This window comes from Nonomuraea sp. NPDC002799 (assembly GCF_053592075.1).
This window is the reverse complement of record NZ_JBSFVA010000003.1, coordinates 360,895-387,633: the sequence shown is the minus strand read 5'-3', so window position 1 is coordinate 387,633 and position 26,739 is coordinate 360,895. Positions and strand designations below refer to the sequence as shown.

The 26,739-nt window shown below is 71.1% G+C and carries 28 protein-coding genes; 14 read left to right on the top strand and 14 right to left on the bottom strand.

Annotated features, from left to right (window positions below; all coding sequences use genetic code 11):
• Nucleotides 1-234: 234 nt before the first annotated feature.
• The gene (locus ACWD0F_RS08560; protein WP_449873580.1) at nucleotides 235-1,320 is read left to right on the top strand and encodes a glycosyltransferase family 4 protein; all 1,086 of its coding nucleotides are present in this window, start codon (nucleotides 235-237) and stop codon (nucleotides 1,318-1,320) included.
• Between the two features lie 88 nt (nucleotides 1,321-1,408).
• Here ACWD0F_RS08560 and ACWD0F_RS08555 read toward each other — a convergent pair whose 3' ends face one another.
• The 3 genes from ACWD0F_RS08555 to ACWD0F_RS08545 are packed head-to-tail and all read right to left on the bottom strand — an operon-like array spanning nucleotide 1,409 to nucleotide 4,531.
• Nucleotides 1,409-2,326, bottom strand: a complete 918-nt coding sequence (locus ACWD0F_RS08555; protein ID WP_449873290.1) for a carbohydrate ABC transporter permease — start codon at nucleotides 2,324-2,326, stop codon at nucleotides 1,409-1,411.
• A gap of 46 nt (nucleotides 2,327-2,372) precedes the next feature.
• The gene (locus ACWD0F_RS08550; protein ID WP_449873289.1) at nucleotides 2,373-3,248 is read right to left on the bottom strand and encodes a carbohydrate ABC transporter permease; all 876 of its coding nucleotides are present in this window, start codon (nucleotides 3,246-3,248) and stop codon (nucleotides 2,373-2,375) included.
• On the bottom strand, nucleotides 3,248-4,531 hold the full coding sequence (locus tag ACWD0F_RS08545; RefSeq protein WP_449873288.1) for an ABC transporter substrate-binding protein: 1,284 nt from the start codon (nucleotides 4,529-4,531) through the stop codon (nucleotides 3,248-3,250). Before ACWD0F_RS08545 ends, ACWD0F_RS08550 begins: the two co-directional genes overlap by 1 nt.
• A gap of 185 nt (nucleotides 4,532-4,716) precedes the next feature.
• On the opposite strand from ACWD0F_RS08545, the gene ACWD0F_RS08540 reads away from it, so the two are divergent.
• Complete coding sequence (locus ACWD0F_RS08540; RefSeq protein WP_449873287.1) at nucleotides 4,717-5,487, top strand: DeoR/GlpR family DNA-binding transcription regulator; 771 nt, start codon at nucleotides 4,717-4,719, stop codon at nucleotides 5,485-5,487.
• Between the two features lie 108 nt (nucleotides 5,488-5,595).
• Here ACWD0F_RS08540 and ACWD0F_RS08535 read toward each other — a convergent pair whose 3' ends face one another.
• Both ACWD0F_RS08535 and ACWD0F_RS08530 read right to left on the bottom strand, forming a co-directional pair.
• Entirely contained in the window at nucleotides 5,596-5,928 is a 333-nt protein-coding gene (locus ACWD0F_RS08535; protein ID WP_449873286.1) for a hypothetical protein, read from the bottom strand.
• 233 nt (nucleotides 5,929-6,161) lie between these two features.
• A complete protein-coding gene (locus tag ACWD0F_RS08530) occupies nucleotides 6,162-7,892 on the bottom strand; it encodes an AMP-dependent synthetase/ligase (protein WP_449873285.1) in 1,731 nt (576 codons plus the stop codon).
• Between the two features lie 126 nt (nucleotides 7,893-8,018).
• Between ACWD0F_RS08530 and ACWD0F_RS08525 the strand changes: the two genes are divergently transcribed.
• The 7 genes from ACWD0F_RS08525 to ACWD0F_RS08495 are packed head-to-tail and all read left to right on the top strand — an operon-like array spanning nucleotide 8,019 to nucleotide 13,705.
• Nucleotides 8,019-8,786, top strand: a complete 768-nt coding sequence (locus ACWD0F_RS08525; RefSeq protein WP_449873284.1) for a metallophosphoesterase family protein — start codon at nucleotides 8,019-8,021, stop codon at nucleotides 8,784-8,786.
• 53 nt (nucleotides 8,787-8,839) lie between these two features.
• Nucleotides 8,840-9,277 (top strand): SRPBCC family protein, encoded by a 438-nt coding sequence (locus tag ACWD0F_RS08520; protein WP_449873283.1) that lies wholly within the window; start codon nucleotides 8,840-8,842, stop codon nucleotides 9,275-9,277.
• A gap of 1 nt (nucleotide 9,278) precedes the next feature.
• Complete coding sequence (locus ACWD0F_RS08515) at nucleotides 9,279-10,490, top strand: ArsA family ATPase (protein ID WP_449873282.1); 1,212 nt, start codon at nucleotides 9,279-9,281, stop codon at nucleotides 10,488-10,490.
• 39 nt (nucleotides 10,491-10,529) lie between these two features.
• Nucleotides 10,530-10,928, top strand: coding sequence for a hypothetical protein (locus ACWD0F_RS08510; protein ID WP_449873281.1), 399 nt, complete (start codon nucleotides 10,530-10,532; stop codon nucleotides 10,926-10,928).
• A gap of 14 nt (nucleotides 10,929-10,942) precedes the next feature.
• Nucleotides 10,943-11,875 carry an ROK family glucokinase gene (locus ACWD0F_RS08505; RefSeq protein ID WP_449873280.1) on the top strand — a complete coding sequence of 311 codons (933 nt, stop codon included), beginning with the start codon at nucleotides 10,943-10,945 and terminating at the stop codon, nucleotides 11,873-11,875.
• A complete protein-coding gene (locus ACWD0F_RS08500) occupies nucleotides 11,872-12,558 on the top strand; it encodes an endonuclease/exonuclease/phosphatase family protein (protein WP_449873578.1) in 687 nt (228 codons plus the stop codon). Before ACWD0F_RS08505 ends, ACWD0F_RS08500 begins: the two co-directional genes overlap by 4 nt.
• 37 nt (nucleotides 12,559-12,595) lie before the next feature.
• Nucleotides 12,596-13,705, top strand: coding sequence for a hypothetical protein (locus tag ACWD0F_RS08495; RefSeq protein ID WP_449873279.1), 1,110 nt, complete (start codon nucleotides 12,596-12,598; stop codon nucleotides 13,703-13,705).
• A 94-nt stretch (nucleotides 13,706-13,799) separates the two neighbouring features.
• Here ACWD0F_RS08495 and ACWD0F_RS08490 read toward each other — a convergent pair whose 3' ends face one another.
• Together ACWD0F_RS08490 and ACWD0F_RS08485 are read right to left on the bottom strand one after the other, a co-directional pair.
• A complete protein-coding gene (locus ACWD0F_RS08490; protein WP_449873278.1) occupies nucleotides 13,800-14,255 on the bottom strand; it encodes a hypothetical protein in 456 nt (151 codons plus the stop codon).
• 46 nt (nucleotides 14,256-14,301) lie between these two features.
• A complete protein-coding gene (locus ACWD0F_RS08485; RefSeq protein ID WP_449873277.1) occupies nucleotides 14,302-15,060 on the bottom strand; it encodes an alpha/beta hydrolase in 759 nt (252 codons plus the stop codon).
• A gap of 149 nt (nucleotides 15,061-15,209) precedes the next feature.
• Here ACWD0F_RS08485 and ACWD0F_RS08480 point away from each other — a divergent pair, with 149 nt between their 5' ends.
• On the top strand, nucleotides 15,210-15,914 hold the full coding sequence (locus ACWD0F_RS08480) for a lysophospholipid acyltransferase family protein (RefSeq protein WP_449873276.1): 705 nt from the start codon (nucleotides 15,210-15,212) through the stop codon (nucleotides 15,912-15,914).
• Nucleotides 15,915-15,966: 52 nt separating this feature from the next.
• On the opposite strand, the gene ACWD0F_RS08475 is transcribed toward ACWD0F_RS08480, so the two are convergent.
• Nucleotides 15,967-16,425, bottom strand: a complete 459-nt coding sequence (locus ACWD0F_RS08475; RefSeq protein ID WP_449873275.1) for a MarR family winged helix-turn-helix transcriptional regulator — start codon at nucleotides 16,423-16,425, stop codon at nucleotides 15,967-15,969.
• A gap of 82 nt (nucleotides 16,426-16,507) precedes the next feature.
• On the opposite strand from ACWD0F_RS08475, the gene ACWD0F_RS08470 reads away from it, so the two are divergent.
• Complete coding sequence (locus ACWD0F_RS08470) at nucleotides 16,508-16,942, top strand: DoxX family protein (RefSeq protein ID WP_449873274.1); 435 nt, start codon at nucleotides 16,508-16,510, stop codon at nucleotides 16,940-16,942.
• Here ACWD0F_RS08470 and ACWD0F_RS08465 read toward each other — a convergent pair.
• Nucleotides 16,939-17,895: a LysR family transcriptional regulator gene (locus ACWD0F_RS08465; RefSeq protein WP_449873273.1), complete on the bottom strand. Its 957-nt coding sequence runs from the start codon at nucleotides 17,893-17,895 to the stop codon at nucleotides 16,939-16,941. The two genes, ACWD0F_RS08470 and ACWD0F_RS08465, sit on opposite strands and share 4 nt — an antisense overlap.
• Nucleotides 17,896-18,061: 166 nt before the next feature.
• On the opposite strand from ACWD0F_RS08465, the gene ACWD0F_RS08460 reads away from it, so the two are divergent.
• The gene (locus ACWD0F_RS08460; RefSeq protein WP_449873272.1) at nucleotides 18,062-19,354 is read left to right on the top strand and encodes an MFS transporter; all 1,293 of its coding nucleotides are present in this window, start codon (nucleotides 18,062-18,064) and stop codon (nucleotides 19,352-19,354) included.
• Nucleotides 19,355-19,361: 7 nt separating this feature from the next.
• Here the strand turns inward: ACWD0F_RS08460 and mmuM are convergent, their stop codons facing one another.
• The 4 genes from mmuM to ACWD0F_RS08440 all read right to left on the bottom strand — a co-directional run bounded on the left by mmuM (nucleotide 19,362) and on the right by ACWD0F_RS08440 (nucleotide 24,261).
• Nucleotides 19,362-20,228, bottom strand: coding sequence for a homocysteine S-methyltransferase (mmuM, locus tag ACWD0F_RS08455; protein WP_449873271.1), 867 nt, complete (start codon nucleotides 20,226-20,228; stop codon nucleotides 19,362-19,364).
• The gene (otsB, locus tag ACWD0F_RS08450) at nucleotides 20,229-21,047 is read right to left on the bottom strand and encodes a trehalose-phosphatase (protein WP_449873270.1); all 819 of its coding nucleotides are present in this window, start codon (nucleotides 21,045-21,047) and stop codon (nucleotides 20,229-20,231) included.
• 158 nt (nucleotides 21,048-21,205) lie between these two features.
• Nucleotides 21,206-23,599, bottom strand: coding sequence for a VIT domain-containing protein (locus ACWD0F_RS08445; protein ID WP_449873269.1), 2,394 nt, complete (start codon nucleotides 23,597-23,599; stop codon nucleotides 21,206-21,208).
• Nucleotides 23,596-24,261 (bottom strand): helix-turn-helix domain-containing protein, encoded by a 666-nt coding sequence (locus tag ACWD0F_RS08440; RefSeq protein WP_449873268.1) that lies wholly within the window; start codon nucleotides 24,259-24,261, stop codon nucleotides 23,596-23,598. Before ACWD0F_RS08440 ends, ACWD0F_RS08445 begins: the two co-directional genes overlap by 4 nt.
• A gap of 117 nt (nucleotides 24,262-24,378) precedes the next feature.
• On the opposite strand from ACWD0F_RS08440, the gene ACWD0F_RS08435 reads away from it, so the two are divergent.
• Nucleotides 24,379-24,846 (top strand): Dps family protein, encoded by a 468-nt coding sequence (locus ACWD0F_RS08435; RefSeq protein WP_449873267.1) that lies wholly within the window; start codon nucleotides 24,379-24,381, stop codon nucleotides 24,844-24,846.
• A gap of 168 nt (nucleotides 24,847-25,014) precedes the next feature.
• Nucleotides 25,015-26,037, top strand: coding sequence for an alkaline phosphatase PhoX (locus tag ACWD0F_RS08430; RefSeq protein WP_449873266.1), 1,023 nt, complete (start codon nucleotides 25,015-25,017; stop codon nucleotides 26,035-26,037).
• Between the two features lie 61 nt (nucleotides 26,038-26,098).
• Here the strand turns inward: ACWD0F_RS08430 and ACWD0F_RS08425 are convergent, their stop codons facing one another.
• Nucleotides 26,099-26,692, bottom strand: a complete 594-nt coding sequence (locus ACWD0F_RS08425) for a TetR family transcriptional regulator (RefSeq protein WP_449873265.1) — start codon at nucleotides 26,690-26,692, stop codon at nucleotides 26,099-26,101.
• Between the last annotated feature and the right edge of the window lie 47 nt (nucleotides 26,693-26,739).

The following is a 26,739-nucleotide window of genomic DNA, read 5'->3' as shown; positions in this document are numbered from 1 at the left end:
CCCCTCCACCGAGCACGCCGGGTGCCGAGCCGGGTTTCGAGCCGGGTCCTGCGGGTTCGGTGCCGGGCCGTGTTTCAGGTCTGGCGGCCGATCCGGTGGCCGGCTCGACGCCGGGCCGGGCAGTGGGTTCGGTGACCGGCCAGGTGTCCCGTGACCGCTGACGGGGCGGGTGCCGTGGGGAACGCCGTGGGGAACGCCGTGGGGAACGCCGTGGGGAACGCCGTGGGGAACGCCGTGGGGAACGTGGTCATCGTCACGAACGACTTTCCGCCCAGGCCGGGCGGCATCCAGTCGTTCGTGCACGGGCTGGCGCTCCGCACGCCGGGTGTGGCCGTCTACGCTCCGGCCTGGCCGGGGTGCGAGGAGTTCGACCGGCGGCAGCCGTACCGGATCGTGCGGCATCCGACCCGGCTCATGTTGCCCACCCCGGCGGTCGCGCGCAGGGCGGCCGGGCTGGTGGCGGAGCATCGCGCGCAGACCGTGGTGTTCGGGGCGGCGGCGCCGCTCGGCCTGCTCGCCCCGCGTCTGCGCGCGGCCGGCGCGCGGCGCGTGGTGATGCTCACCCACGGCCACGAGGCGTCGTGGGCGGGCGCACCGGGCTTCCGGTCCGCGCTGCGCCGGATCGGCGAGCACGCCGACGTGGTGACGTATCTCGGCGAGTACACGCGCGAGCGGCTGGCCGCCGTCATCCCGGAGGACAAGCTCGTACGGCTCGCGCCCGGCGTGGACGTCGCCCAGTTCCGGCCCGGCGCGCTCAAGGCCGAGCTGGGCGTGGCGGGCCGGCCGGTCGTCGCCTGCGTGTCGCGGCTGGTGCCGCGCAAGGGCCAGGACCAGCTCATCAGGGCCTGGCCCCAGGTGTTGCGGTCGGTGCCGGACGCGGTCCTGCTGTTCGTGGGCGGCGGGCCCTACCGGGCGGCGCTGGAGCGGCTGGCCGGCGGGCGGGAGTCGATCAGGTTCACCGGCACGGTGCCGGCCGCCGGTCTGCCCGGCTACTACGCGGCATCGGACGTGTTCGCGATGCCGTGCCGTACACGGCTGAACGGGGTGGACGTGGAGGGGCTCGGGATCGTGTTCCTGGAGGCGGCCGCCACCGGGCTGCCGGTGGTGGCCGGGCGGTCGGGCGGCGCGCCCGACGCCGTGCGGCCCGGCGAGACCGGGCTGGTCGTGGACGGTACGGATCCGGGCGATATCGCCCAGGCCGTGGTCGAGCTGCTGAGCGATCCGGAGAAGGCGCGCAAGATGGGCGCGGCCGGCCGCGACTGGATCATCCGCGAATGGGCCTGGGACCACGTCGCGGCCCGCTTCCACGACCTCCTTTGACCACGGGCCCGTTCCCGCGACCTCTCTCAGGATCGGGCCCCTTCTCGCGACCTGCTCCAGGTGCGGGTCCGTAACCGCGAGCGCTCTGCTAGCCCTTGGTGGTGCCGAGCGTGAGCCCGGCGACGAACTGCTTGTGCAGGAGCTGGAAGACGATCAGCGTCGGGAGCGCCACCAGCACCGATCCGGCCGCCAGCAGGTTGTAGTCGGTGAAGAACTGGCCGCGCAGGTTGTTCAGCGCCGAGGTGACCGGCAGTTTGTCGCCCGACGACATCAGCACCAGCGCCCAGAGGAAGTCGTTGTACATCCAGGTGAACTGCAGCGTGGACAGCGCCGCCAGCACCGGCCGGCACAGCGGCAGCGTCAGCCGCCAGTAGCGCTTCCACACACTGGCCCCGTCCACGAGCGCCGCCTCGGTGATCTCCTCCGGGATCGTGCGCATGAAGTTCGCCATGACGAAGACGCAGAAGCCGAACTGGAATGCCACGTGGATGAGGATCAACCCCAGGTAGGAGTCGTAGAGCGACTCCGAGTCCGACAGCCACGCGGGCAGCGGGATGAGCGTGTAAAGGGTGTAGAGCGGGGTGATGAGGACCTGCGGTGGCAGCAGGTTGCCGGCCGTGAAGACGATCAGCAGCGCCTTGCGCCCGGGGATGCGCAGCCGCGCGATCGCGAAAGCGGTGAACGAGGCCAGAAACAGCGTCAGCAGCACGCCCGGAACCACGATGATCAATGTGTTCAGATAGTAGTGGGGCAGCTCGGCCTGGCTCCACGCCTCTCCGTAGTAGTCGAGCGTGAGATTCTCCGGCAGCGAGAAGTAGCCCAGGCGGGCGGTCTCGTCGTACGGCCGCAGCGAGGCGTAGACGGCGAGCACCAGCGGCAGCAGCCACCCCAGCGCCACCAGCGCCAGGAAGACGTGCAGCAGGATCCGCAGCGGACGCACCGGACGTTTCGGGGGCGCCCCGGGCGTCTGGGCCGGGGGAGCGGCGGCCGGCGCGGTGAGCGTCATCGCTCCTCTCCCTCGCGCGTCATCGCTCCTCCCCCTTCGAACAGCGTCATCGCTCCTCTCCTTTGAACAACTGCGACAAGTACGTCACGATGAACCCCATCGAGATCGCCAGCAGGATCACCGCGATGGCCGAGCCGAACCCGATCCTGCTGGCCTCGCCCACGATGTTCTCGGTGACCAGCACGGACAGCAGCTCCAGCCCGTTGCGCCCCTTGTTGATGGCGTAGACGACGTCGAAGGCCCGCAGCGCCTCGATCACCGTGATCACCAGCACGATCACGTTGACCGGCCGCAACGTCGGGAACACCACCTGGAAGAACGCCTGCCGCTCGCCGGCCCCGTCGATGGCCGCGGCCTCCTTCAGCGCCGGATCGACGGCCTTCAGCCCCGCCAGATAGATGATCATGACGTAGCCGACGTGCCGCCACCCGGCCGCCACCATGACCACCCAGATGTTGATGGAGCTGTCGCCCAGCCAGTCCACGCTCAGCCCGGTCACCGCGTTCAGCACGCCGTAGTCGGAGGAGTAGACGAGCTGCGCGATGAAGCCCACTACGGCCAGGGATAGTACTACCGGCATGTAGAGAGCGCTCTGGTAGACCCGCGACAACCGCAGCCGCCGATCCAGCAGCACCGCGCAGAACAGCCCGAACGGCGTCGCGACCAACGCCAGGAGTCCCAGCCACAGCAGGTTGTTGCGAACGGCCGACCAGAACGGCGGATACTCGGCGGCCAGGTCGTGGTAGTTCTGCCCGCCCACCCACCCGATCGGCCCGATGCCGTTCCAGTCCGTGCCCGACAGGCCGATGGAGGCCACGGTGGGGCCCCAGATGAGGCCCACGTTGACGATGACGGCCACCCCCAGCCCGATGACCAGGATGGTCACGTCGCGGGCGGAGTAGCGACGGGTTTTGACGCTCATCAGCGGAAGATGTTGAGCTTCTGCTTCTCGATGCTCGCCAGCAGGGAGTCGATCTCGTTCGGTTTGCCGACGAACGACTGCAGCGACGGGATCATCACGGTGGAGGCGAAGTCCGGCCGGGTGTCGCGGTCGAGGAACTGCGCGATGTGCGTGGCCTTGGACACCAGTTCGGCGCCGCGCTTCTGCAGTGCGCTGTAGCCGGAGGTGTCGGCCTTGGAGCTGGCGGCCAGCGTGCCCGGGTCCAGCTTGGTGGCGATGTTCTGCGACGAGGCCTGCGCCAGGTGCTTGAGCAGGGCCTTGGCGCCCTCGACGTTCTTGGCCTTGGCGGAGATCATGTAGCCGTCGATGGGGGCGTCGATCGAGTCGGTGCCGTAGGCCGGGTTGATCGCGGGGAAGGTGAAGAAGTCGAGGTCGTCGCGGTCGGCCTCGGGGAACTGCTGGGCCACGAACATGCCGAGCAGGTACATCCCGGTCTTCTTCTGCGCCAGCGACTGCGCGGCCTCCTGCCACGTGCGCCCGAGCGCGGCCGGCTGGTGATGCTCCATCAGCCCTCGCCAGGTGTCGAACACCTGCTTGACCTTCGGGTCGGTCCAGGACTGTTCGCCGCTCATGAGCGAGACGTGGAAGTCGTAGCCGTTCGTGCGCATGTTGAGGATGTCGAACGTCCCCATGGCCGGCCAGCCGTCCTTGTCGGCGAACGCGATCGGGATCAGCCCGTCGGCCTTCATCTTCCTGGCCAGGGCGATGAACTCGTCGAGCGTGGCCGGAGGCGCGTACCCCTTCTCCTGCCAGACGCTCTTGCGGTAGAAGACCGCCCACGGATAGTACGTGAACGGCACGAAATACTGCTTGCCGTCCAGGCCGGTCGACTGGTCCTTGAACGCCTGGGTGTAGTCGCCGCCGATCTCCTGCCACACGTCGGAGATGTCGGTGGCGAGCCCCTGCTGGGCGAAGAACTGCATGCGGTTGCCCGCGAACCAGGTGAACACGTCCTCCGGCGTGCCCTTGAGGTAGCGGTTGATGTTCTCCTGGAACGTGTTGTGGTCCACGGTGTTGATCCTGGTGGTGGCCTGGGTGAAGCCCTTGATCACGGTGTCGAGAGCCTTCTTCGGGACCTCGTCGGAGGCGTTCGAGCCGATCGTGACCGTGCCGAGCTTGCCGCCCGACGCGCCCGGCGCGGGTGTGGGCGTGTCGGAGCCGCAGCCGGCCAGGGCGGCGGGAACGCCGAAGGCGGCGGCTCCGAGCAGGAGATTGCGGCGGGAGATCGGCAGACGTTGGTCCATCGTGGGGTTCCTCCTTGCCGGATCCTTCAGATTCCCCCGAGTTCGGGCAACTTCCTTCATCGAAAAGCTCAAATTTCATACTGTCAAAGCACGGTTTCATGACGAATCGCCGACAACCACCGGCTCCGCCGTCGTGTCATGATGCGAACGGGACGTGTCGGAACCTGTGGAAATCCGGTGATGCGATGCTCGCCCCGCAGCGTCAGCAGGCGATTCTGGAACTCGTCAGGGAGAACGGCGGCGCCCGGGTGATCGAGCTGGTGCGGGCGTTCGGCGTCTCCGACATCACCATCCGCCGCGACCTGGAGATGCTGGCCGAACGCGGCCTGCTGGCCAAGGTGCACGGCGGCGCCACCACCATCGGCTCCACCGACGAGCCCGGCTACGCCGTGAAGTCCGTCCGCCAGGAACGCGAGAAGCAGGCCATCGCCCGCCGCGCCGCCGCCCTGGTGCGCCCCGGAACCGCCGTGGCCCTGTCGGCCGGCACCACCACCTGGACGCTCGCGCACCACCTCGCCGCCGTCCCCGCCCTCACCGTCGTGACGAACTCCGTGCGCATCGCCGACGTCTTCCAGCGCGCGGCCCGCCCCGACCAGACGGTCGTGCTCACCGGCGGGGTGCGCACGCCGTCCGACGCCCTGGTCGGCCCGGTGGCGGTGGCCGCGATCCGGCAGCTCAACGTGGACCTGCTCTTCCTCGGCGTGCACGGCATGACCGCGCGGGCCGGCTTCACCACCCCCAACATGATGGAGGCCGAGACCGACCGCGCTCTGGTGGAGGCCGCGAGCCGGCTCGTCGTGCCCGCCGACCACACCAAATGGGGAACGGTCGGCATCAGCACCATCGCCTCGCTCGGCGAGGCCGACGTGGTCGTCTCCGACGCCGGGCTGCCGCAGCCCGCCAGGGACACTCTGGCCGAGCATGTGGGAGAGCTCGTCATCGCGGAGACGAGCTAACCCGGCGACATGGCCACCGGCCTGGTCATGGGCGTTGCTGCGCGATCACGCCGCCGCCCATCTGACGGCGCGGGCCTGTACGTGACAGGCCCGCGTCCCATGGTTGGGTCAGGCGGCGTTCAGCTTGCTCTGGATGCCGACGAGGATCTGCAGCATCTCCGTCTGTATCTCCGTCACGGACGCGAACTTGGCTTCGAACTTGGCGTCCATGCTTTCAAGCCTGGACTCCATTTCGGCGAACTTGGTGTCGAACTTGGTGTCGAGGGCGGTGACCTTCTCGTCGAGCACGGTGACCTTGCCGTCGAGGACCTTGAGGCGGTCGGCCACCCCGTTGATGCGATGCGTGAGCTTTTCGCCCATTTCGATGTGGTCCGCTCGGATCTGGATCACCTCATTCTCCACTGCGGTGCCCAACGCGCAGGCGAGCTCCTTGATACCCATGGTGATCTCCCTTACCTTGTGGGGTAAGGGACCGGGGATCTTCATCATCTCCGGTCCCGCTTCTTTGACCATGAGAATACCCCCTCGATCAACGCCCTCGAGCTCGAATCGAATAGAGATTCCCCTGGTCAGAGAGCGCTTTGGGGGTATAGATCCGGACTGATCCGTGTAAATCGCGGCGACTATTTTCGGCAACTAACGCCCGTTCTCGCTATTGCTGGGACGGGCTCGCCTCAGCGGTCGCCGTAGAGCTCGTCGATCTCCTTGGCGAAGTCCTTCATCACGAGCCCGCGCTTGATCTTCAGCGTCGGCGTCAGATGCCCGCTCTCCTCCGTGATGTCCCCGTCCAGGATCGTGAACTTCTTGATCTGCTCGGCCTTGGACACCGCCGCGTTCGCCCGATCCACCGCCCCCTGGACCTCAGCTCGCAGGCCGGTGAGGTCGGCCCCGGCGGGCACCGCCTCGGGGTCGAGGGTGACGAGCGCCGCCACGAAGGGCCGACCGTCGCCGACGATCATGGCCTGGGAGATCAGCGGATGCGCGCGCAGGGCGTCCTCCAGCGGCCCGGGCGCCACGTTCTTGCCCGCCGCCGTCACCAGGATCTCCTTCTTGCGCCCGGTGATCCGCAGGTAGCCGTCGCCGTCGAGCTCGCCCACGTCGCCCGTGCGGAACCAGCCGTCGGAGTCGATCACGTCGGCGGTGGCGGCGTCGTTGTGCCAGTAACCCTCGAAGAGGTTGCGGCCCCTGGTCAGGATCTCGCCGTCGTCGCCGATGCGCAGGCTGACCCCGGGCAGCGGCTTGCCCACGGTGCCGATCTTGTTGGCCCCGGGCATGTTGACCGAGCAGGGCGCGGAGGTCTCGGTCAGGCCGTACCCCTCGAAGACCTCGATCCCGACGCCTCTGAAGAAGTGGCCGAGCCGGTCGCCCAGCGCGGAGCCGCCGCACACCGCCGCCGACAGGCGGCCGCCCGTGGCCGCGCGCAGCTTGCCGTAGACGAGCTTGTCGAAGACGGCCCGCCGCAGCCGCAGCCCGAGCGGCGCCCCGCCGGAGCTCTCGGCCTTGCTCCAGGCCACCGCCACGTCGACGGCCGCCGCGAAGATCTTGCCCTTGCCGCCCGCGATGGCCTTCTGCTCGGCGCCGTTGTAGACCTTCTCGAACACGCGCGGCACGCCCAGCAGGAACGTGGGCTTGAAGTCCTGCAGGTCGGGGGCGACGTTCTTCATGTTGGGCGTGTGCGCCATGATCGCGCCCGCCTCGATCAGCACCACCTGGATCATCCGCGCGAAGATGTGCGCCAGCGGCAGGAACAGCAGCGCCGCCGGCTCCTTGCTGCTGAACAGCGGCTCCAGCGGCCCGCGCAGCACGTTGAGCGCGGTGAACAGCAGGTTGTCGTGGGTGATGCGGCAGCCCTTGGGCCGGCCCGTGGTGCCCGAGGTGTAGACGACGGTGGCCAGGTCGGAGGAGACGACCCGCTCCCTGCGCTCGTCCACGGCGGCGGCGGAGACGCCTTCGGCCGGCAGCGTTCCGTCCACCCGCCAGAGGGCCGTCAGTCCCGGCGCCGCCTCCCGTACGGTCTCCTCGTGCCCGTCCAGCTCGACGAAGATCGCCTTCGCCGCGCTGTCGGACAGGATCCACCGGACCTGCTCCACCGAGGAGGTCTCGTAGATCGGCACGGTCACCGCGCCGACGGACCAGATGGCGTAGTCGATCAGGGTCCACTCGTAGCGGGTGCGCGACATGAGGGCGACGGTGTCGCCGTGCTCGATCCCCGCCGCGATCAGCCCCCTGGCGACCTCGACCACCTGGTCGCGGAACTCGGCGGCGGTCACGACGGGCCAGCCGCCGGCGGCCTTGCGGCGCATGACCACGGCGCCTGGCTCCTGCTCGGCGCGCCTGAAGACCGTGTCGGGCAGGCTCGCGGAGACAGGCACGTCGACCAGGACCGGGACGGTGTACTCGCGCACGGATCATCTCCTCTTCGGGGAACGCCTGGACGTTACCGTCTCAAGTTACGCGCCGGTAGCTTCGTCATTGAGGCGTTATGAAGGGCATTCATCACGCTAGCAGCCATAACTCGTAGGATTCGCCCCATGAGGCTGCACGTCGTCAGTGATGTTCACGGCAGGGCCGACGCGCTGGCCAGAGCCGGTGACGGCGCGGACGCGCTGATCTGCCTGGGTGATCTGATCCTCTTCGTCGACTACGACGACCACGCGCAGGGCATCTTCGCCGACCTGTTCGGCGCGGAGCGGGCCGCCGAGTTCATCGGCCTGCGCACCGCCAAGCGGTTCGACGAGGCCAGGGCCATGTCGGCGCGGTTGTGGGCCTCGCTCGACGGCGATCCGCGCGAGCACATCGAGCGCAACGTCCGCGCCCAGTACGCGGCCCTCTTCGCCGCCATGCCCACCCCCGCCTACCTCACCTACGGCAACGTGGACCTCCCGCGCCTGTGGGCCGACTACGTCAGGCCCGGCCACCAGGTGCTCGACGGGCAGGTGGCGGACATCGGCGGGTTGCGGTTCGGGTTCGTCGGGGGCGGGCTCAAGACCCCCTACCGCACCCCGTACGAGATCGGCGACGAGGAGTACGCCGCCAAGGTCGAGGCCGTCGGCGAGGTCGACGTGTTGTGCTGTCACATCCCGCCCGCCCTGCCGGAGCTGCTCTACGACGTGGTGGCCCGGCGGTTCGAGCGGGGGAGCGAGGCCACCCTGGCGGCGATCAAGCGCACCCAGCCGAGATACGCCCTGTTCGGCCACGTGCACAATCCCCTGCACCGCCGCGCCCGCGTCGGCCGTACCGAATGCGTGAACGTGGGTCATTTCCGGGGAAGAGGGGTTCCTTACGTCCTCGAATGGTGAGGGACGTTCGGCGGTCCGCCGCAACGAGCGAATTCTGCACTACGGTGGATCGCATGGCTGATCGCACCACTTCGAGCATCTCCATCGGCGCCGCCCGCGCCGATGTCATGGCGGTCGTCGCGGACTTCCCGGCCTACCCCGAGTGGGCCGGATCGATCAAGAGCGCCGAGGTGCTCGCCACGGGCGCCGACGGCAGGGCGGAGCAGGTGCGGTTCGTCCTCGACGCGGGGATGATCAGCGACACCTATACCCTCGCCTATACCTGGCAGGGCGAAGACGGCGTGCGCTGGCAGGTGGCCGAGCCGGGCAAGATGATCTCCGACCTCCGGGGAAGTTACGTGCTCGCCGACACGGGCAGAGGCACCGACGTGACATACGAGCTGGCGGTCGACCTGAGTGTGCCCATGATCGGGATGATCAAGCGCAAGGCCGAGAAAGTGATCGTGGACACGGCGCTCAAGGGTCTGAAGAAGCGCGTCGAGGGCCGCTGAGTTGAGCCCGCGGGTCCTGCTCTTCACCGGCAAGGGCGGCGTCGGCAAGACCACGGCCGCCGCCGCGACCGCCACGCTCGCCGCCGGCCGTGGCCTCAAGACGCTGATCGTCTCCACCGACACCGCCCACTCGCTGGCCGACGCGCTCGGCGCCGAGCCCGGCGAGATCGCGCCCGGCCTGCACCTGCACCAGGTCGACACGCAGAAGACGCTGGAAAGCCACTGGGGCGAGCTGCAGAGCTACGCCAGAGGGCTGCTCGGCGAGCTGGGCCTGGACGAGATCACCTCCGAGGAGATCACCGTCCTGCCCGGCGCCGAGGAGGTCATCGCCCTGCTGGAGCTGCGCGAGCACGCGCGCGAGGACCGCTGGGACGTGATCGTGGTCGACTGCGCGCCCACCGCCGAGACGCTGCGCCTGCTGGCCCTGCCCGAGGCGCTCGACTGGCACGTCAACCGGCTCATGCCGGTCGGCCGCAGGCTCCTCAAGCTCGTCTCGCCGTTCGTGCGCAGCGTGGCCAGGGTGAGCGCGCCGGGTGAGGACGTCGTGAGCGCGGGCGAGCGTTTCCACCGCGGCTTGATGGAGGTGCGCGAGCTGCTCACCGGCGACCACGCCTCCGTCCGGCTCGTGCTCACGCCGGAGTCCGTGGTGCTCGCCGAGGCCAGGCGCACCCTGACCTCGCTCAACCTGTACGGCTACCGCGTCGACGCCGTGATCGCCAACCGGGTCTTCCCCTCCGGCGGCGCCGACGAGTGGCGTGCCCAGTGGGTGGCGGCGCAGTCCCGGCTGCTGGCCGAGGCGGAGCAGTCGTTCGCGCCGCTGCCCATCCACGTCGTCCCCTACCTGCCCGCCGAGCCCGTCGGGAGGGAGGCTCTGGCCGGTGTGGGCGCGGCGATGTACGGCGAGTCCGACCCGTTCGCCCTCCCCGGCGTCGAGCCGCCGCTGCGGATGAGCGCCGACGAGCTGACCCTGGCCCTGCCGGGCGCCGACAGGGACGACATCGACCTGGCCCGTAAGGGGGAGGAGCTGATCGTCACCGCCGGGCCGTACCGGCGGATCCTGGCGCTGCCCGCGGCGCTGGCCCGCAGGAAGATCATCGGCGCGGCGCTCCGCGACGGCGTGCTCCGGGTGCGGTTCGCCGCGTCCGGCGGGGAGCCGCAAGCGGCGGACTCTGCACTACCGTTCAAGGCAGGGAGCGAATCCGGGTCCTCATGAGTTGAGGAGGATGAGCGACCCATAGCCAGGGAGGGCCAGATGACCGAGAGCAACGACAGAGATCCGATCGGGACCGTCGCCGACGAGGCGCGCAAGCTGCTCGACTCGATCCAGGGGCGGGCCACCCGTCAGGTCGGCAAGAGCGTGTTCAACTCCTTCACCGGCGGCGGCCGCAGGGAGCGCGACGTGTGGGAAGAGGCCGTGTCCGAGCCCCACGACGAGTACATCTGCCGTGCCTGCCCGGTCTGCCGGGCGATCGCGGCGCAGCGTGAGTCGGGCTCCGACGTGACGGGGCACCTGGTGGCGGCGGGCGGCGAGCTGTTCGCCGCGGTGCGCGGCGCGTTCGACGCGCTGAGCAGGCCCGCCCCCAACAGGCCGCGCGACGACGCCGGTGATCGCGAGCGCCGCGACAACGTGGAACACATAGATCTGGGATAGGGAGAAAACCGGGCATGCTCACGATCGGTGTCGACATCGGCGGGACCAAGGTCGCCGCGGGTGTGGTCGACGACAATGGCGAGATCGTCGCACACACACTCAGGCCCACCGCCGCCGACCGTCCTGACGTGGTGGCCGAGACGGTGGCCGACGTCGTTCGCGAGTTGTCCGAGGGCAGGGAGATCGAGGCCGTCGGCGTCGGCGCGGCCGGGTTCGTCGACGAGACGCGGTCGATCGTGCGCTTCGCGCCCAACCTCGCCTGGCGCGAGGAGCCGCTGCAGAAGAAGATCAGCGGCCTCGTCGGCCTGCCGGTCGTGATCGAGAACGACGCCAACGCCATGGCCTGGGGCGAGACCCGGTTCGGCGCTGGGCGCGGCCAGTCCCACGTGGTCTGCATCACGCTCGGCACCGGCATCGGCGGCGGCCTGGTCTTCGACGGCGTCCTCTACCGGGGCCGCTGGGGGATGGGCGCCGAGCTGGGCCACATGCAGGTGCTCCCCGAGGGGCGGCAGTGCGGGTGCGGCAACGTCGGCTGCTGGGAGCAGTACGCCAGCGGCCAGGCCCTCGTCAAGGACGCCCGGGAGATCGCCGAGGCCCGGCCGGAGCGGGCGGAGATCCTGCTTGGGCTGGCCGGCGGCAAGATCGAGGGTGAGGAGGTCACCGAGGCCGCGCGCCTGGGCGACGACGCCTCGCTGGCCTCGTTCGCCAGCCTCGCCGACTGGCTCGGCCAGGGCATGGCCGACCTGGCCGCGATCCTCGACCCCGGCTGCTTCATCGTCGGCGGCGGCGTGTCCCGCGCCGCGGACCTGTTCATCGACCGGGCCCGCGAGGTCTTCGCCGAGCGGCTCACCGGCCACGGCCACCGGCCGATCGCCGAGATCCGGCTGGCCGAGCTGGGCGCCTCCGCCGGTCTGGTGGGCGCCGCCGACCTGGCCAGGCAGCGCTGACCGTCAGGATCGCCTCCTACAACGTCCACGGCCTGCGCGACGACGTTCCCGCGCTGATCAGGGTCATCACCGCGTTGCGGGCGGACGTGTTGTGCGTGCAGGAGGCGCCGAGGTTCTGGAGCTGGCGGGCCAGGCGCGCGGAGCTGGCGGCGCGCGCCGGGCTGCGCGTGGCCGCCTCCATCAGGGTCGGCGGGGTGGCCGTCCTCACCGGGCCGCGCGCCGGCGTGCTGCACGGCGAGAGCCACGCGCTGCGGGCCTTCCGCACGCTGGAACGGCGCGCGCTGGCGATCGCCGTGGTGGAGGCCGGGGGAGCGCGGCTGGCCGTCGGCTCGTTCCACCTCGACCTCGACGCCGGGGCCCGCCTCCACCACGCCGCCGAGGCGGTGGCGCTGATGGAACGGGTGGCGGACCGGTTCGGCGCGATGGTGGTGCTCGGCGGCGACATCAACGAGCAGGCGCACCAGCCGGCCTGGCGCTTCCTCGCCGGCCGCCTCGCCGACTGCCACGCCGAAGCGCCCCCGCCGACGTTCCCCGCGAGGGAGCCCGCCATGCGCATCGACGCGGTCTTCGCCGCGCGCGAGGCGCGTGTCGTGACCTGCGGAACGGCGGACGCCGCGATCGCCGATCTGGCGGGGGCCAGTGACCACAGGCCGGTGGTCGTGGAGTTGCGAGTTGGGCTCTGACGGGCGAGCGGGGCCCTCCAAGCCGTAGCATTTGTTCATGACCCGTCGCTCTCAGCGGCGTGCGCTCTCCTTGATCTTGGCGACGTTCGTGGCCTCGACGCAGGTCACGCCCGCCGCGCATGCCGAACCTCGCCCTCCCGGGATCGAGGCGTGGCAGCAGTCGACCAGCGTGCGGCTCCAGGCCGACGGCTCGCTCTCCGATGTGCTGGCGATCTCGCCGAGCGACGTGTGGGCCGTGGGACAGCAGGAGATCTGGGACGTCTGGAAGAACCGGGGCACCATCCGTCACTGGAACGGCAGCGGCTGGAGCGAGGTCACCGTGCGCGACGCCTCGGAGGCGGGCAACCTGCGCGCCCTGGCCGCCGCCGGGCCGTCCGACGTGTGGGCGGTCGGCGACGGGCACGACGGGCTGCCCTACCTCGTCCACGGCGACGTGACCGGCTTCGACCGGCTCCGGCCGCAGGGGATGCGGGCCGGAGACTGGCTCGGCGGCGTCGACGCCAAGCCCGGGCGGGTCGTGGCGGTCGGCAGCCGCGAGAAGCGCGGGCTCATCCTCACCGGCCAGGGCAGCACGTGGACGGTCCAGGAGACCAAGGAGAACGGCGCGCTCTACGCGGTGGCGGGCGGGTTCGCCGTCGGCGACACCGGCACCGAGCCGTTGATCACGCACTACTCGGGCGGCTCGTGGAAGTCCATGCCGGTGCCCTCGGTCCCCGGCGGCTACCTGCGCGACGTGCAGGTCGACAACGCCAAGCGGGCGGTGGCCGTCGGCGGCGTCTACCGCGGCCCCGGCGAGATCTCACCGCTCGTGCTGGCCTGGAACGGCAAGCACTGGCGGGAACTGCGGCTGCCCGACTCCGAGGCCAGGCTCTACAGCGTGACCGGCGACGGCAAGGGCCGCTACTGGATGGCCGGCTACGACCCTTCGCGGGCGGCGGAGCCGTTCATGATGCGCTGCGAGAAGAGCGACTGCGAGGTGCTCCGCGGCGGGGCCAAGAAGGGCAGGAGCAGCGTGCGCCTGCAGGGCGTGGCCTATCTCGCGGGCAAGGGCACCGTCTGGGCGGTCGGCCACGCGATCGACACCCGCGACCGCTACACCGACGTGGTGGAGTCGTTCGCGCCCAAGACCACCACGTCCAAGTCGTAAGGCGCACAGCACGGCGCCCGAGTCCGTCAGGCCCGGAGAACGCGGCGCCCGAGTCCGTAAGGCCCGGAGAACGCGGCGCCTCAGTCTGTAAGGCTCAGAGAACGGCGCCGTCGTCCCAGCCCGAGTCGTTGGACGGCGGGCCGTCGCCCATCCGCACCACCAGCGCCACGAACCCGCCGATGAACGCCGCCACGGCCGTGAACAGCGCCCAGCCCTCCATCTGCCAGCTCGCCATCGCCGCCACCAGCAGATAGGCGGGCCCGCCGAACAGGGCCACCCACGCCAGCTTGGTCGGCAGGTCGAGCTTGGGCAGCGGCGGCGGCGGAGGCGGCTCGAAGTGCCCCTCGTCGTCCCCGTCGTCCTGCTTGTCCTCGGGCTCGTCGAGATCCTCCTCGAGCTCCTCCGAGGGCTTGACCACCCGGCGGGTGGGCTCGACCGGCACGTTTTCGCTGTCCGGCCACGGCTGATCGGCCGAGTCGCGCTCGGCCGTGTCGTTGAAGGACGCGACGATCTGCCGCCAGACCTCGTCCTCGTCACTCTGGGGCGTCACCTAGATGGGCCTCTCCGCAGCGACCGCGACTTCCCCCTGGGTGCGATCAGTCCCTCTGCAAGGGTACCGAGGCATGTGTCCGGATGAAGTCGAGGCTCCCGGCAAAGATCCTGTCGGCATCGTTGTCAAGCGTCGCAACATGGTAGCTATCGGTAAGCTCCTCGATCGTGGCCTGCGGCACTCTCTTGCGGATGATCGCCACACTCGCCGGCTTCACCACGTGGTCGTCCACGCTGTGGAAGACCAGCAGCGGCTGGGTCACCTTCGCGAGGTCGGCCTGCACCAGCGACCACAGTCCCGGCAGCGAGGCGGCGGCCTTGACGGGGGTGCGGGTGTAGGCCAGCTCGGTCACGCCGGCCTTCTTGACGTCGTTGGCGACGCCGGGCACCGACGGCACGAACCATTTCAGCAGCGGAGCCAGCCTCATCAGCGGCACGTCGCTGGTGATCGACGGATTGACCACCACGACGCCCCTGATGGCCGCGCCGTGCACCTCGGCGAGTCGTAACGCCAGGCAGCCGCCCAGCGACAACCCCGCCACGAACACCTCCGCGCAGCGGCCCTGGAGGTCGGCGAACGCCTTCTCCACCTCGGCGTACCAGTCTTCCCAGCGTGTCCTGTTCATCTCCTGCCACCGGGTGCCGTGCCCGGGCTGGCGGGGCAGCGAGACGCTCACTCCGTGCCCGGCCAGGAACTCACCCCATGGCCGCAGCGACTGCGGGGTGCCGGTGAACCCATGACAGAGCAGCACACCGACCTGGCCTGCTTCGTGGTGATAGGGCTCCGCGCCTGGCATGAGCGGCATAACAGCTCCTTGGCACAATTTCATCCCGGAACTGCCCGATCGTCGCACGTTCTAGGGTGTTTGTGCGAGAGCTGATGTAGGAGCATGGTTCCTGGGATGGGAAGATGACTCTGCGCTCGCCCACTACGTGCTGAGGAAGAGGTGCCGGGGTGTTCTACTGGATGGTCAAGGCCATCTTGGGGCCGTTCCTCCACCTCGTGTTCAGGCCGTGGACGGAAGGGGCGGACAACGTGCCCAAGCAGGGGGCGGTGATCCTGGCCGGCAACCACCTGTCGTTCGCCGACCACTTCTTCGGCCCGCTCCAGATCCGCCGCAAGGTGATCACGCTGGGCAAGGCCGACTACTTCACCGGGCGCGGCATCAAGGGCTTCTTCACCCGGCTGTTCTTCAGCGGCGTCGGCACCGTGCCGATCGACCGCTCGGGCGGCAAGGCCAGCGAGGCGGCGATCCGCACCGGGCTGCGCCTTCTGCGCGAAGGCCACGTCCTGGGCATCTATCCCGAGGGCACCCGCTCGCCCGACGGCCGCCTCTACAAGGGCAAGACGGGCGTGGCCCGGCTCGCCCTGGAGTCACGGGTGCCGGTCATCCCGTGGGCCCTGGTCAACACCTACGAGATGATGCCGCCGGGGCGCCCGCTGCCGAAGATGGGCATCCGGCCGGGCGTCAAATTCGGCAAGCCGCTCGACTTCTCCCGCTACTACGGGATGGAGGACGACCGCCTCGTGCTGCGCGCGGTGACCGACGAGATCATGTACGCGCTGATGGAGCTGTCGGAGCAGGAATACGTCGACAAGTACGCCGCCAGCGCCAGGGTCGAGATGGAGCGCGCCGCCCGCGCCGCCGCCGCGAAATAGCGAAACAGCGGGCCGCTCGCCGGGCTGTTCACGGGGCTGTTCACCGGGCTGTTCACCGGGCCCGTAAGGCGGCCTCCGTCTTCTGCATGGCGGTCGTCATCGCGTGCAGCTCCGCCCGGCTGAGCCGGTCGATGAGGTAGGCGCGCACGATCTCCAGATGACCGGGGGCCACCTCGTTCAGGCAGCGGTCGCCCGCCTCGGTGAGCACCGCCAGCACCCCGCGCTCGTCACCCGGGCAGTCGGTCCGCTCCACCAGGCCCGCCTTCTCCAACTGGGTGATCTGGTATGTCAGCGCGCTCTTCGACACCACGACGCCCCGGGCCAGCTCCGTCATGCGCATCCGGCGGCCGGGGGAGCCGGCGAGCCGCACGAGGATCTCGTACTGCGGATGCGTCAGCCCGGCCGTCGCCTTGAGCTGCTCCTCGACACGCCGTTCGAGCAGGTGGGAAGTCGACAGGAAGGCGCGCCACGCCGCCATCTCCGTCGCGTCCAGCCATCGGGGGTCTGTCACCACCTCAGTGTACTTGTTGTTCAGATTTGAACTTTCCGGCTAGAGTTGTTGTTCAAATCTGAATCACTCTCAGGGGGATCACATGGTGGACCAGGCGCGTCCCATCGTTCTGCTGCTCGCGAGGATCGCCGTCGGCGTGATCTTCGTCGTGCACGGCTACCAGAAGTTCGTGACCATGGGCATCACGGGGACGACCGCGTTCTTCGAGTCGGCGGGCATCCCGCTGGCCGGCCTGGCCGCGCCCGCCGTGGCCGTGCTGGAGGTGGCGGGCGGCGCGGCGCTGATCCTGGGGGCGGCGCTGCCGATCGCGGGCACGCTGCTGGCGCTCGACATGGTCGGCGCGATCGTCTTCGTGCACGGGGCCAACGGCCTGAGCGGTGACGGCGGCTACGAGTTCGTCCTGGCGCTGGCCGCGGCCAGCCTGGCGGTCGGCTTCACCGGCGGCGGCGCGCTGGCGCTCGACCCCGTCCTCGGCCGGGTGCTCACCCGCCGCGGCGCCGTGTCGGCGACCGCCTAGGACCACTCGCGCATCGTCCCGGTGGCCCCCGCGGCCTCCGGATGACCCGCGCCCGGACGTCCGAGGACCCCGCTCACCCGCTCTCGCAGCCAGGTGTGGGCGGGGTCGGCGTCGTAGCGGGGATGCCACGCCTGCGACAGCGTCATCGCCGGCAGCGCGAACGGGATCGGGAACGTCACCAGCCCGAGCGCCTCGACCAGCGGCGCGGTCAGCAGTTCCGGCGTCATCCCCACCAGATCCGACTGCCGCACCGCCAGCAGCGCCGCCCCGAACGTCGGCACCGACCCCGCCACCCTGCGCGTCAGCCCCATGCCGGCCAGGACCTCGTCCACGGGCCCCGTGACGCGGCCCCGGCGTGAGGCGATGACATGCTCGGCCGCCGCCAGCCGCGCGGCCGTGACGGGGCCGTCGAGCAGCGGGTGCCCGGGGCGGACCACGCCGACGGCTCGATCGGTCATGAGCGGCTCGACCCGCGTCTCCGGCGCCGGGTCCGCGATCACCGTCACCTCCAGGTCGGCGCTCCCGTCCCGCAGCGCGTGCTCGTCGCCGTGTCCTTCGGGAATGAAGCCGAAGGTGACTCCGGGCGCCGACCTGGACACCTCGGTCAGCAGCGGCAGGCTCACCGCGGTGATCACCGCGTCCGAGGCCAGGATGGTGAAGCGCCGCACCAGCGTGGCCGGATCCAGCCGGCCGGGCGGCGTGAACACCTTCCTGGCGGCCTCGACCAGCGCCCTGACCTCGCCCTGCACGGCCAGTGCCCGTGGCGTCGGCACCATGTGCCGCCCCGAGCGCACCAGGACCGGATCGGCCATCGCCGTGCGGATACGGCCGAGCGTACGGCTCATGGCGGGCTCCGACAGGTGCAGCCGCCGAGCCGCCGCAGAGACGCTGCCCTCCTCCAGCAGGGCGTCGAGCGCGATCAGCAGGTCCAGGCTCGGTTGCGTCTGACGCATATATCACCTGACAAAGATGCATTTGAGGTTAGGTCACGACCGAGTCTACGGTGAATGCCGCGGGAGGCCTCCGCTCACCCACCACCCACCACGAACCCGGGGGTTTCGCATGCCCGCGACCATTTTGGAAACCGGACATCCCGCCCGAACGCGGATCACGGCCGTCATGACCGCCTCGGTGATCCTCGCGGTCGCCTTGGTCGCCGCCGTCAATCTCGCCATCCCCACGCTCGCCGCGAGCGACCTGCGCCCGTCGCCGTCGCAGATCCTCTGGATCGTCGACGCGTACGTCGTCGTCTTCGCCTGCCTGCTCATCCCCGCCGGAGCGGCCGGCGACCGTTTCGGCCGCAAGGGGGTGCTGCTGGCGGGGCTGACCGTGTTCGCCGGCGGCTGCCTGATCGCGGCGCTCGCGCCGGACGTCGTGACGCTGATCGCCGCCAGGGCGGTGAGCGGCGCGGGCGCGGCCATGGTCATGCCCGCCTCGCTGGCCATGACCGTGGGCGCCTACCCGGCCACCGAGCGCGGGCGCGCGGTCGCCGTCTGGACGGCCGCCACCGGCGCCGCCGGAGTGGCCGGCAACCTCGGCGGCGGGCTGGTCATGGAATACCTGCCGTGGCGGGCGCTGTTCGGCGTTCCGGTGCTGCTGGCGGGCCTGCTCGCCGTGCTGGTCGCCGTGGTGGTGCCGCGCGTGCCGCGCCTGGAGGCGAAGCCGCTGGACCTGCCGGGGACGGGGCTGCTGACGGCCGCGTCCGTGGCGCTGCTCATCGGCATCATCGAAGGGCCCGAGGCCGGATGGGGGAGCGGGCTCGTGCTCGGCTCGTTCGGCGTGGCGGCCGTGGTGTTCTGCGTCTTCGTGGCGCACCAGCTCCGCGCGAAGGGGCCGCTGCTCGACCCCCGGCTCTTCGCCGCGCCCCGGCTGCGGGCGGGGTCGCTGGGGGTGGCGGTGATGTTCTTCGGGTTGTTCGCGATGTTCTTCGTCAACGCCCGCTACCTGCAGGACGTCAAGGGCTTCTCGCCGCTGCTGACCGGGGTGGCGATCATGCCGCTCACCGTTCCCATGATCATCCTGTCGCGGATGTCCGGCCGCTTCGGCGCGCGCGCCGCCGTCCCGGCCGGGCTCGCGGGCAACGCGGTGGGGCTGGCGCTGCTGTCGTTCGCGGACGCGGCCCTGCCCTACCCGGTGTACGCGGCCGGCCTCGTGCTCATGGGCGCCGCGATGGGGTTGTGCCTGCCGGTGTTGTCACACGAGATCATGGCCGCGCTGCCGCGCGAGCGGGCCGGGCTCGGCTCCGGGCTCAACAGCGCCACGCGGGAGCTCGGCAGCGCGATCGGGGTCGCCGTCATGGGCACCGTGATGACCACGCACGGGATGAGCGCGGGCTATCGGGTCGTGGCCGGCGTGGTCCTGGCGGGCGGCGTGCTCGTCATGTGGTGGCTGCGGGGCGCCACGCGGGGGTAGCGGCCGCTCACGCCAGGTGGGCGCGGATCTGCCGGATGTGCGCCGGAGTCGTACGGCAGCAGCCTCCGATCAGGGACGCGCCCGCCCGCTGCCACTCCTTGGCGGCCTGCCCGAACTCCACCGGATCCGCCAGCCCCAGCCAGCGCCGCCGCTCGGCGTCCCACGACTCGCCCGAGTTGGGATAGACCACCACGGGTGCCACGCCGGACAGGCAGCCGATCAGGCCCGGGATGTGGCGCGGCGCGGTGCAGTTGACGCCGACGGCCACCACCTGCGCGTTGCCGGCGAACAGCGCGGCCGCCCGCGTGATCGGCGTGCCGTCGTTGAGCCGCTCCTCGTCGCGGCAGGAGAAGCTCACCCACGCCTTGACCCCCGGCGTGCGCGCCAGCAGCCGCGCCAGCGCCCGCGCCTCAGGAAAGGACGGGATCGTCTCGCAGGCCAGCAGGTCGGCGCCGGCCGAGGCCAGGATCTCCCAGCGCGGCAGGTGCCAGGCGAACAGCCCGTCCTCGTCGAGGTCGTAGTCGCCGGTGTATTCGGCGCCGTTGGCGAGATAGGCGCCGTACGGGCCGATCGAGGCCGCCACCAGCCCGCCGCCGGCCTCGTCGCGCGCCTGCCCGGCCAGCTCCACCGACAACCTGATCAGCCGCTCGGCCGTCGCCGGGTCGAGGCCACGGCGCAGGAAGCCGGGGATCGTCGCCTGGTAGCTCGCCGTCGTGGCCACGTCGGCGCCCGCCGCGAAGTAGTCGGCGTGCGCCCGGCGGATCAGCTCGGGCTGCTCCAGCAGCAGCCGCGCCGACCACAACTCGTCGCCGAGATCCGCGCCGAGGTGTTCGAGCTGGGTGGACAGGCCGCCGTCCAGGACAAGTGCGCTCACCTATTCAGGGTACGAGCCCGCGGGGAACGCTTCGATCACCTGATCGAGCAGGGCAGGAGTGTCCTCGGGCGAGCCGACCGTGAAATCCGCCCGCCGCGCCAGCTCATCGCCCGTCTCGCCGTTGGCCACCGCCACCCGGACGCCCATGAACGCGGGGTCGCGCTCCTCCCTGTCGCGCAGCGCGTCGAACGCCCGGCCGTCGGAGAGGTCGTCGCCGAAGTACCAGGCGCGGGTGAGCCGCTCGCTCTCCCGCGCGACGATCGTGCCCTTGTCGCGCTCCACCGGCGGCCGCAGCTCGACCACCATGCGGCCGTACTGCTCGCGCAGGCCCAGCTCGGCGGCCCGGCGCGAGGACCACCGCTCCACCGCGCCACGCAGCGCCGGGGCCGCGCGGTAGTGCAGCGCCACGATCAGCGCCTTGTCCTCCACCAGGATCTCGCCCGGCAGGTCGCGGGCGGCCTCCTCGGCCAGCCGCCGCATGACCGGGGCCCACGGCTCCGCCTCGGCGTCCGTGCGCACCTGGCCGCCGACGACGGTCTGCATGCCGCACAGGCCGAACAGGCGCACCTGAGGGGCGCCGGCGAAGCGGTCGGACAGGAACGCGGCCGGCCGGGCCGAGACGACGGCGACCCTGCTCACCCGCGTCGCCAGCGCCTGGAGCCGCTCCACCGCGCCCTCGACGGGGAACACCGCGTCCGGATCGCGCATGATCGGCGCGATGGTGCCGTCGAAGTCGAAGAAGAAACCGGATTTCGTGCTCTCCGAGACGGTGGCGGACACTGCTTCGACGAAGCGGAGCGGGGCGCGAGAGGTCGCCATGCTCACGAACGATAGAGCAGCCTGATCGGCTCGGATAGACGGGCTGTCGCAATTCGGGCGTCCGATGGCGGCCAGGTGAGCGAGGGTCCGCGCCGTGCCCGCCTGGGCCAGGTGAGCGAGGTCTCCGCGCGCACCTGGCCCGCCTTCGGTCGTCCGTGTCAGGTGCGCTTCCAGAACAGGCCGCGACGGCCGCCGCGGTCGCCGGGAGCCGCCGGTGGCGGCGCCGGGGCGTCGCCGACCAGGGCCGTGAGCACCGCGACGGCGCGGTCGTGCAGGGCCCGCGCGTCCGCGCCCGGCCGCTCGGCCGCCTCCAGCTCGCGGGCCAGCGCCGCCAGCTCCTCGTTGCCCCCGAGGTAGGCCGCCAGCGCCGACAACCGCGAGCCCAGGTCGGCCAGATACAGCACGTCGGGCACGGGCAGCGTCCTGAGCCGGTCGAGCTCGGCGGTCAGTTGCGGCAGGACCGACTCCAGCCGGTGCCCGGGCCGCGGCGCGAATACCGGCGACCCGCCCCGCATTCCGCCCCCGGGCGCCGGAGCGGGCATCGGCGGCGCCCCGAAGGCGTCCGCCCGGCCCTGAGGGAGCGGCGGCTGCTCCATGGCGCCGGCGCTGAGGCCCGGCGCGGGCATCCGCATGCGCGGCGCGGACGCGGGCGGCCCCGCGGCCATCATCGTCTGCGCCGCGAAACCGCCCGCCATCGTGGGGCTCCGCGGCAGCTCCCAGCCGCTCGGCGGCTCGACCGGCTGGATGACGCGGTGCTCGGGAACGCCGTCGGCGACCTGCCGGGTGTCGACGGCCACGTACGCGGTGAAGCGGCAGAGCACGCCGTAGGCCAGCGACGTCCTGACGATCCGCTCCTCCAGATCGTGCTCGCCCATGGCGTAGCGGTCCTCCAGCTCGCGCAGGTGCGCGCGGGCCCAGACGGCGCGGATGGCCGGGTTGTCCACGGCCACGCCCGCCACCTGCTCCTCCCACGGCCCCGCCGCGGCCAGCCCGCGAACGGTCACCGCCGAGCCCTCCCGGTAGCGCCCGTACACGCGCAGCGGCACGCCGGGGAAGATCGAGCCGAGATGGGTGACCGTGCCCTGCTCGACGTCGAGGCCCTTGAGCGAGAGGTCGGTCACCAGGGGAGCGCCGATCCTGCGGTGGATCTGCTCCATGGCGGCGTCGAGCCGGTCCTCCGACTCCACCAGCTCGCACCGGCCCGCGCCGAGCCCCGCCAGCCTGCCGAGGAACCCGGCGTTCACGGCCCTGTCGATGCCCACCGTGTGCACCCGCATGGCCGACAGCGCGCCGCCCGCCTGTTCCAGGATCTGGTCCTCGTTGCCCACCTGGCCGTCGGTGACCAGCACGATGACCCGCTCGCGCTCCGTCCGGCCGCCGAGCAGGGCGATGGCCTGGCGCAGCGGTTCGAGCAGCTCGGTGCCGCCGCGGGCGTCGACCCGGGCGAGGTGCTCGACGGCGCGGTAGCGGTTGCGGTCGGAGGCCTCCGCCAGCCCCTCGAACGCCTGCTCCACCACCGAGTCGAAGGTCAGCACCGCGAACCTGTCCTGCGGCGTCAGCGTGTCGACGATGCGGGCGGCGGCACGGCGGGCGGCGACCATCTTCCAGCCGCCCATGCTGCCGGACCGGTCGAGCAGCACGACCAGGTCGCGTGGCGTGCGGGCGGCCTGGAGCGGTGGCGGGACGACGGTGAGCGCGAACGTCCCCCCTTCGCCGTCCTGCTGCCTCTCCTCCTGCGGCCCCTTGTCGAGCGGCCTCTTGTCGAGCTGCAGCGAGGTGGAGGCGTCGAACGACAGGCGCAGGATGAAGTCGCGGTCGAGGCGCTCGCCCGGGCGCAGCCGCACGGTGCGGCCCTCCTCCTCGACGACGTGCAGGCTGGAGGCCAGCTCACGCAGCTCCAGCCCGGCGGCGTCCACGGTCGCGCTGAGCGACAGGCGTACCGGGTCGGGGAAGCCCGGCAGCAGGACGGGCGGGCTGATCCTGGAGGCGTCGGGCACCGCGTCGGTGTCGGGCGCGGCGCCGTCCCCGGCGGGCGGGCCGTCGATCGGGCGGCCGGGGATGTAGCGCGGAGCCACGACCAGCGGGAACCTGAACGTCGCGGCGCCGTCCTCGTACGGGAGCGGCTGGCTCATCGTCAGCCTGACCGAGACGCGCTCGCCGGGCAGGAGGTTGCCCACCCTGATCGTGAAGACGTCGGGCCGGTCCTCCTCGGCGATCGCCGCCCGCTTGCCCTCCCGCAGCGCCTGGTCGTAGGCGGCCCTGGCCTGGGCGCGCTCCTTCAGCACACCATCGACCACCCGGTCGCCGGCCTCCATCCGGAACCCGGTCACCGCCGCCCGGTCCGGCAGCGGGAAGACGTAGGTGGCCTCCAGGGTGACGTCGAACGGGTTCGTGAAACCCTGCGTGACCTCGACCCCGGCGATGAGACCGGAGATGCTCGCGTGCACGTCGACGCTTTCGAGCGGCAGGTTGCCGCGTTCGGTCCGCAGCGCGCCGAACCCGGTGTCAGGCACCGGCAGGCACCGTGCGGGCTCCAGCGAAGTGATCTTCATATCAGCTCCCTCTCTTCGAGCACCGCGAGCAGCGGACCCGCCGCCGCCAGCACCGCCTGAACATCCTGCGCGGCCAGGGGGCGGCGCGCGTCCAGCACCAGCCGCACCCCATCGCCCAGCCTCACTCCCGCGATCACCGCCGCCGCGCCCGCCCTGGTCCCGTCGGCGACGTCCGCGCCGCCCATCTCATCGGCGGTCCCAGCAGCGGTGCCTGTGGAACCGTCGCCCGGCCGCTCGGCCCAGAACCGCTCGCGGGTCGATCGGCCTGGCCCGGGAAGGCGGCCATCGCCCGCCGCCCCGCTCCCCGCTGCCGCGCCGCTCTTCGGGGGCGCGGTGCCGTCCGTCAGGGCCGCGTCGTCGAGCCGGGCGGTCGCCTCCAGCGTCCGGTCGGTCGCGCCGGTCAGCGCCGCCTGGATGTCGGCGATCGAGTTTCCCACCGCCTGCAGCCGCTTGACGGCCACCAGTTGCAGCAGATGCCGCCGTCCGTATTGGGCGGTCCTGCCGCGTCTGGTCAGGGGCGGGTCCACGAGCCCGATGGTCGTATACCACCTGATCAGCCGCTCTCCGGGCACATCCCGGACCCGGCCGTTCACAGGCGCGCCGTCGCGCAGCGCCAGCGCCGCGCGCTCGGCCAGCTCGCCGATGGTCCAGGTGTCGCTCATCTCTCTACGATGACACTGTCATTATTACACTGTCAACGTTAGGCGTTCAAAAGATTGGGCACGGGGACCTCTGTCGCAAACAGTAAGAAAGATGCACGGACGGGGAGGAATTACCACATGTCCACCATCACCGGTCGGCTCTCGGGAGACGCCAAGAACACCGTCGCCGAGGCCCTCCAGGGCGCCCTGGTCGATCTGGTCGATCTTTCGCTGGTCGCCAAGCAGGCGCACTGGAACCTCACCGGGGCTCATTTCCGCCCGATCCACCTCCAGCTCGACGAGGTCACGGAGCTGGCCAGGAGCCACATGGACACGATCGCCGAGCGCGCCGTCGCCCTGGGCGTCAACCCGGACGGCCGGGCCGCCACGATCGCCAAGTCCACGAAGATCGCGCAGCCGGAGGGCGGCTGGCTGGAGGACGGCAAGGCCGTCGCGATGATGACCGACCTCCTGGACGGCATGAGCAAGCGCATGTACGAGCGCATCCGGGCCACCGACGAGCCCGACCCGGTCAGCCAGGATCTGCTCATCGCCATCGCGCAGGACATCGACAAGCAACACTGGATGTTCCAGGCCCAGCGCTGAGCCCGCACGCGAGAGCCCGGGAGGCCGCCTGCGGCCCCCGGGCTTCCGCGCGTCCAGGTGCCCGCGCATGTCGGCGGGCACGGGGTTTGCGCAGAGTTTGATGTCGCGAGTCCTTGCCATTCATGTCGGTGCGGTCGACTAGCGTGGCACCTAGAGGGAGGCCCCACGATGTCCCAGAAGACTCTCCTCCGCACGGGCCCGCTCATGGCGGGCGGCGTCAGCCCGTACGGACCGCTCGGCCCGGCCGGCGACGACGGCCTCGCGCTGCCCGCGGGCTTCACCGGCAGGGTGGTGGCCTGCTCCGGCAGCAAAGTGGCCGGGCTGACCTGGCACGCCGCGCCCGACGGCGGCGCCTGCTTCCCCGACGGCGCCGGTTGGATCTACGTGTCCAACTCCGAGCTTCCCCTGCTCGGCGGCGCCTCGGCTCTGCGCTTCCGCGCCGACGGCAGTGTCGCCGACGCCTACCGCATCCTGTCCGGCACCGACCTCAACTGCGCGGGCGGGGCCACGCCCTGGCACACCTGGTTGTCGTGCGAGCTCGGCCACCGGGGCCGCGTCTTCGAGTGCGACCCCTATGGCGCCCGCGCCGCCCGTCCCCGGCTGGCCATGGGCCGCTTCAAGCACGAGGCCGCCGCCTGCGACCCGGAGCGGCGCGTGGTCTACATGACCGAGGACGAGCCCGACGGCTGCTTCTACCGGTTCAGGCCGGGCGACTGGGGCGACCTGACGGAGGGCACGCTCGAGGTCCTGTGCGCCGCGGGGCACTGGCAGGCGGTGCCCTCGCCGGCGGCGCTGCTCAAGGCGGCCCGCCACCAGGTCGAGGACGCCCGCCACTTCGACGGGGGCGACGGTTGCCACTACGCGGGCGGGGTCTGCTACTTCACGACCAAGGGCGACACCGGCCTGTGGGCCTACGACGCGCAGACCGCCGCCCTTGAGCGGCTGTGCGGGGGTGTGCGCGCCATCACCGCCGCGCCCTCCGGCGATCTCTACGTGGCCAGGGAGACGACGGAGATCGACGTCATCGCGCCGGACCGGGCGGTCACCCCGTTCCTCAGGCTCCAGGGGCACGACGGGGTGGAGCTGACGGGGCTGGCGTTCTCGCCGGGGGGCGAGCGGCTCTACTTCTCGGTCCGGCGTGGCCGCACGCAGGGCCACACGTTCGAGGTGTCGGGCCCGTTCCGCGCCTGACCGGAGAGCCGTGCTGAGGTGAAAGCCGGGCCTGAGGGATGGGCCCGGCCTGGCGGGGTCGTCAGCTCAGGTAGCGGATCAGCATGACCTTCAGCTCGTGCACCAGCTCCGCGCCGCGCTCGGGCGTCGCCGTGGTGACCATCGGCATCACCGCCTTCACCATGGCGAGCGCCATCGTCCCGGTGAGCTGTGCGCGCTCCTCCGCCAGCGCGGGGGAGCGGCGGCGGAGCATGGCGGCGATCTGCCGGGCGATGTCCTCGTGCAGCCGCTGCGACGCCGCCACGAGCTGATCGCCGGTGGCCGTGCCGTACAGCAGCGACCAGTACGCCGGCGAGGTGCTCTTGAACTTGACGCTCTCGTCCACGAGCTGCCCGACCAGCACCTCCAGCGGAACGTCCGGCGTGACGGCGGCGAGCTGGGCGGCCCAGAACTCCTGACGGTCGTCGGTGTAGCGGGACACCAGCCCGTCCAGGATCTCCTCCTTGTTGCGGAAGAACTGATACAGCGACCCGGGCGACATCCCGGCCCGCGCGGCGACCTGGTTCGTCGTCAGGTCGGGGTAGCCGATCTCGGCGATCACCGACTCGGCGGCGTCGAGGATCTCGGCCATGCGCTTCAGGCCGCGCGCCTGCCGACGGACCGTGCGTTCAGCCATGAGTCTCCTCGTTGACAAATACGAGCATTTACTTGTATTTCTAGTCC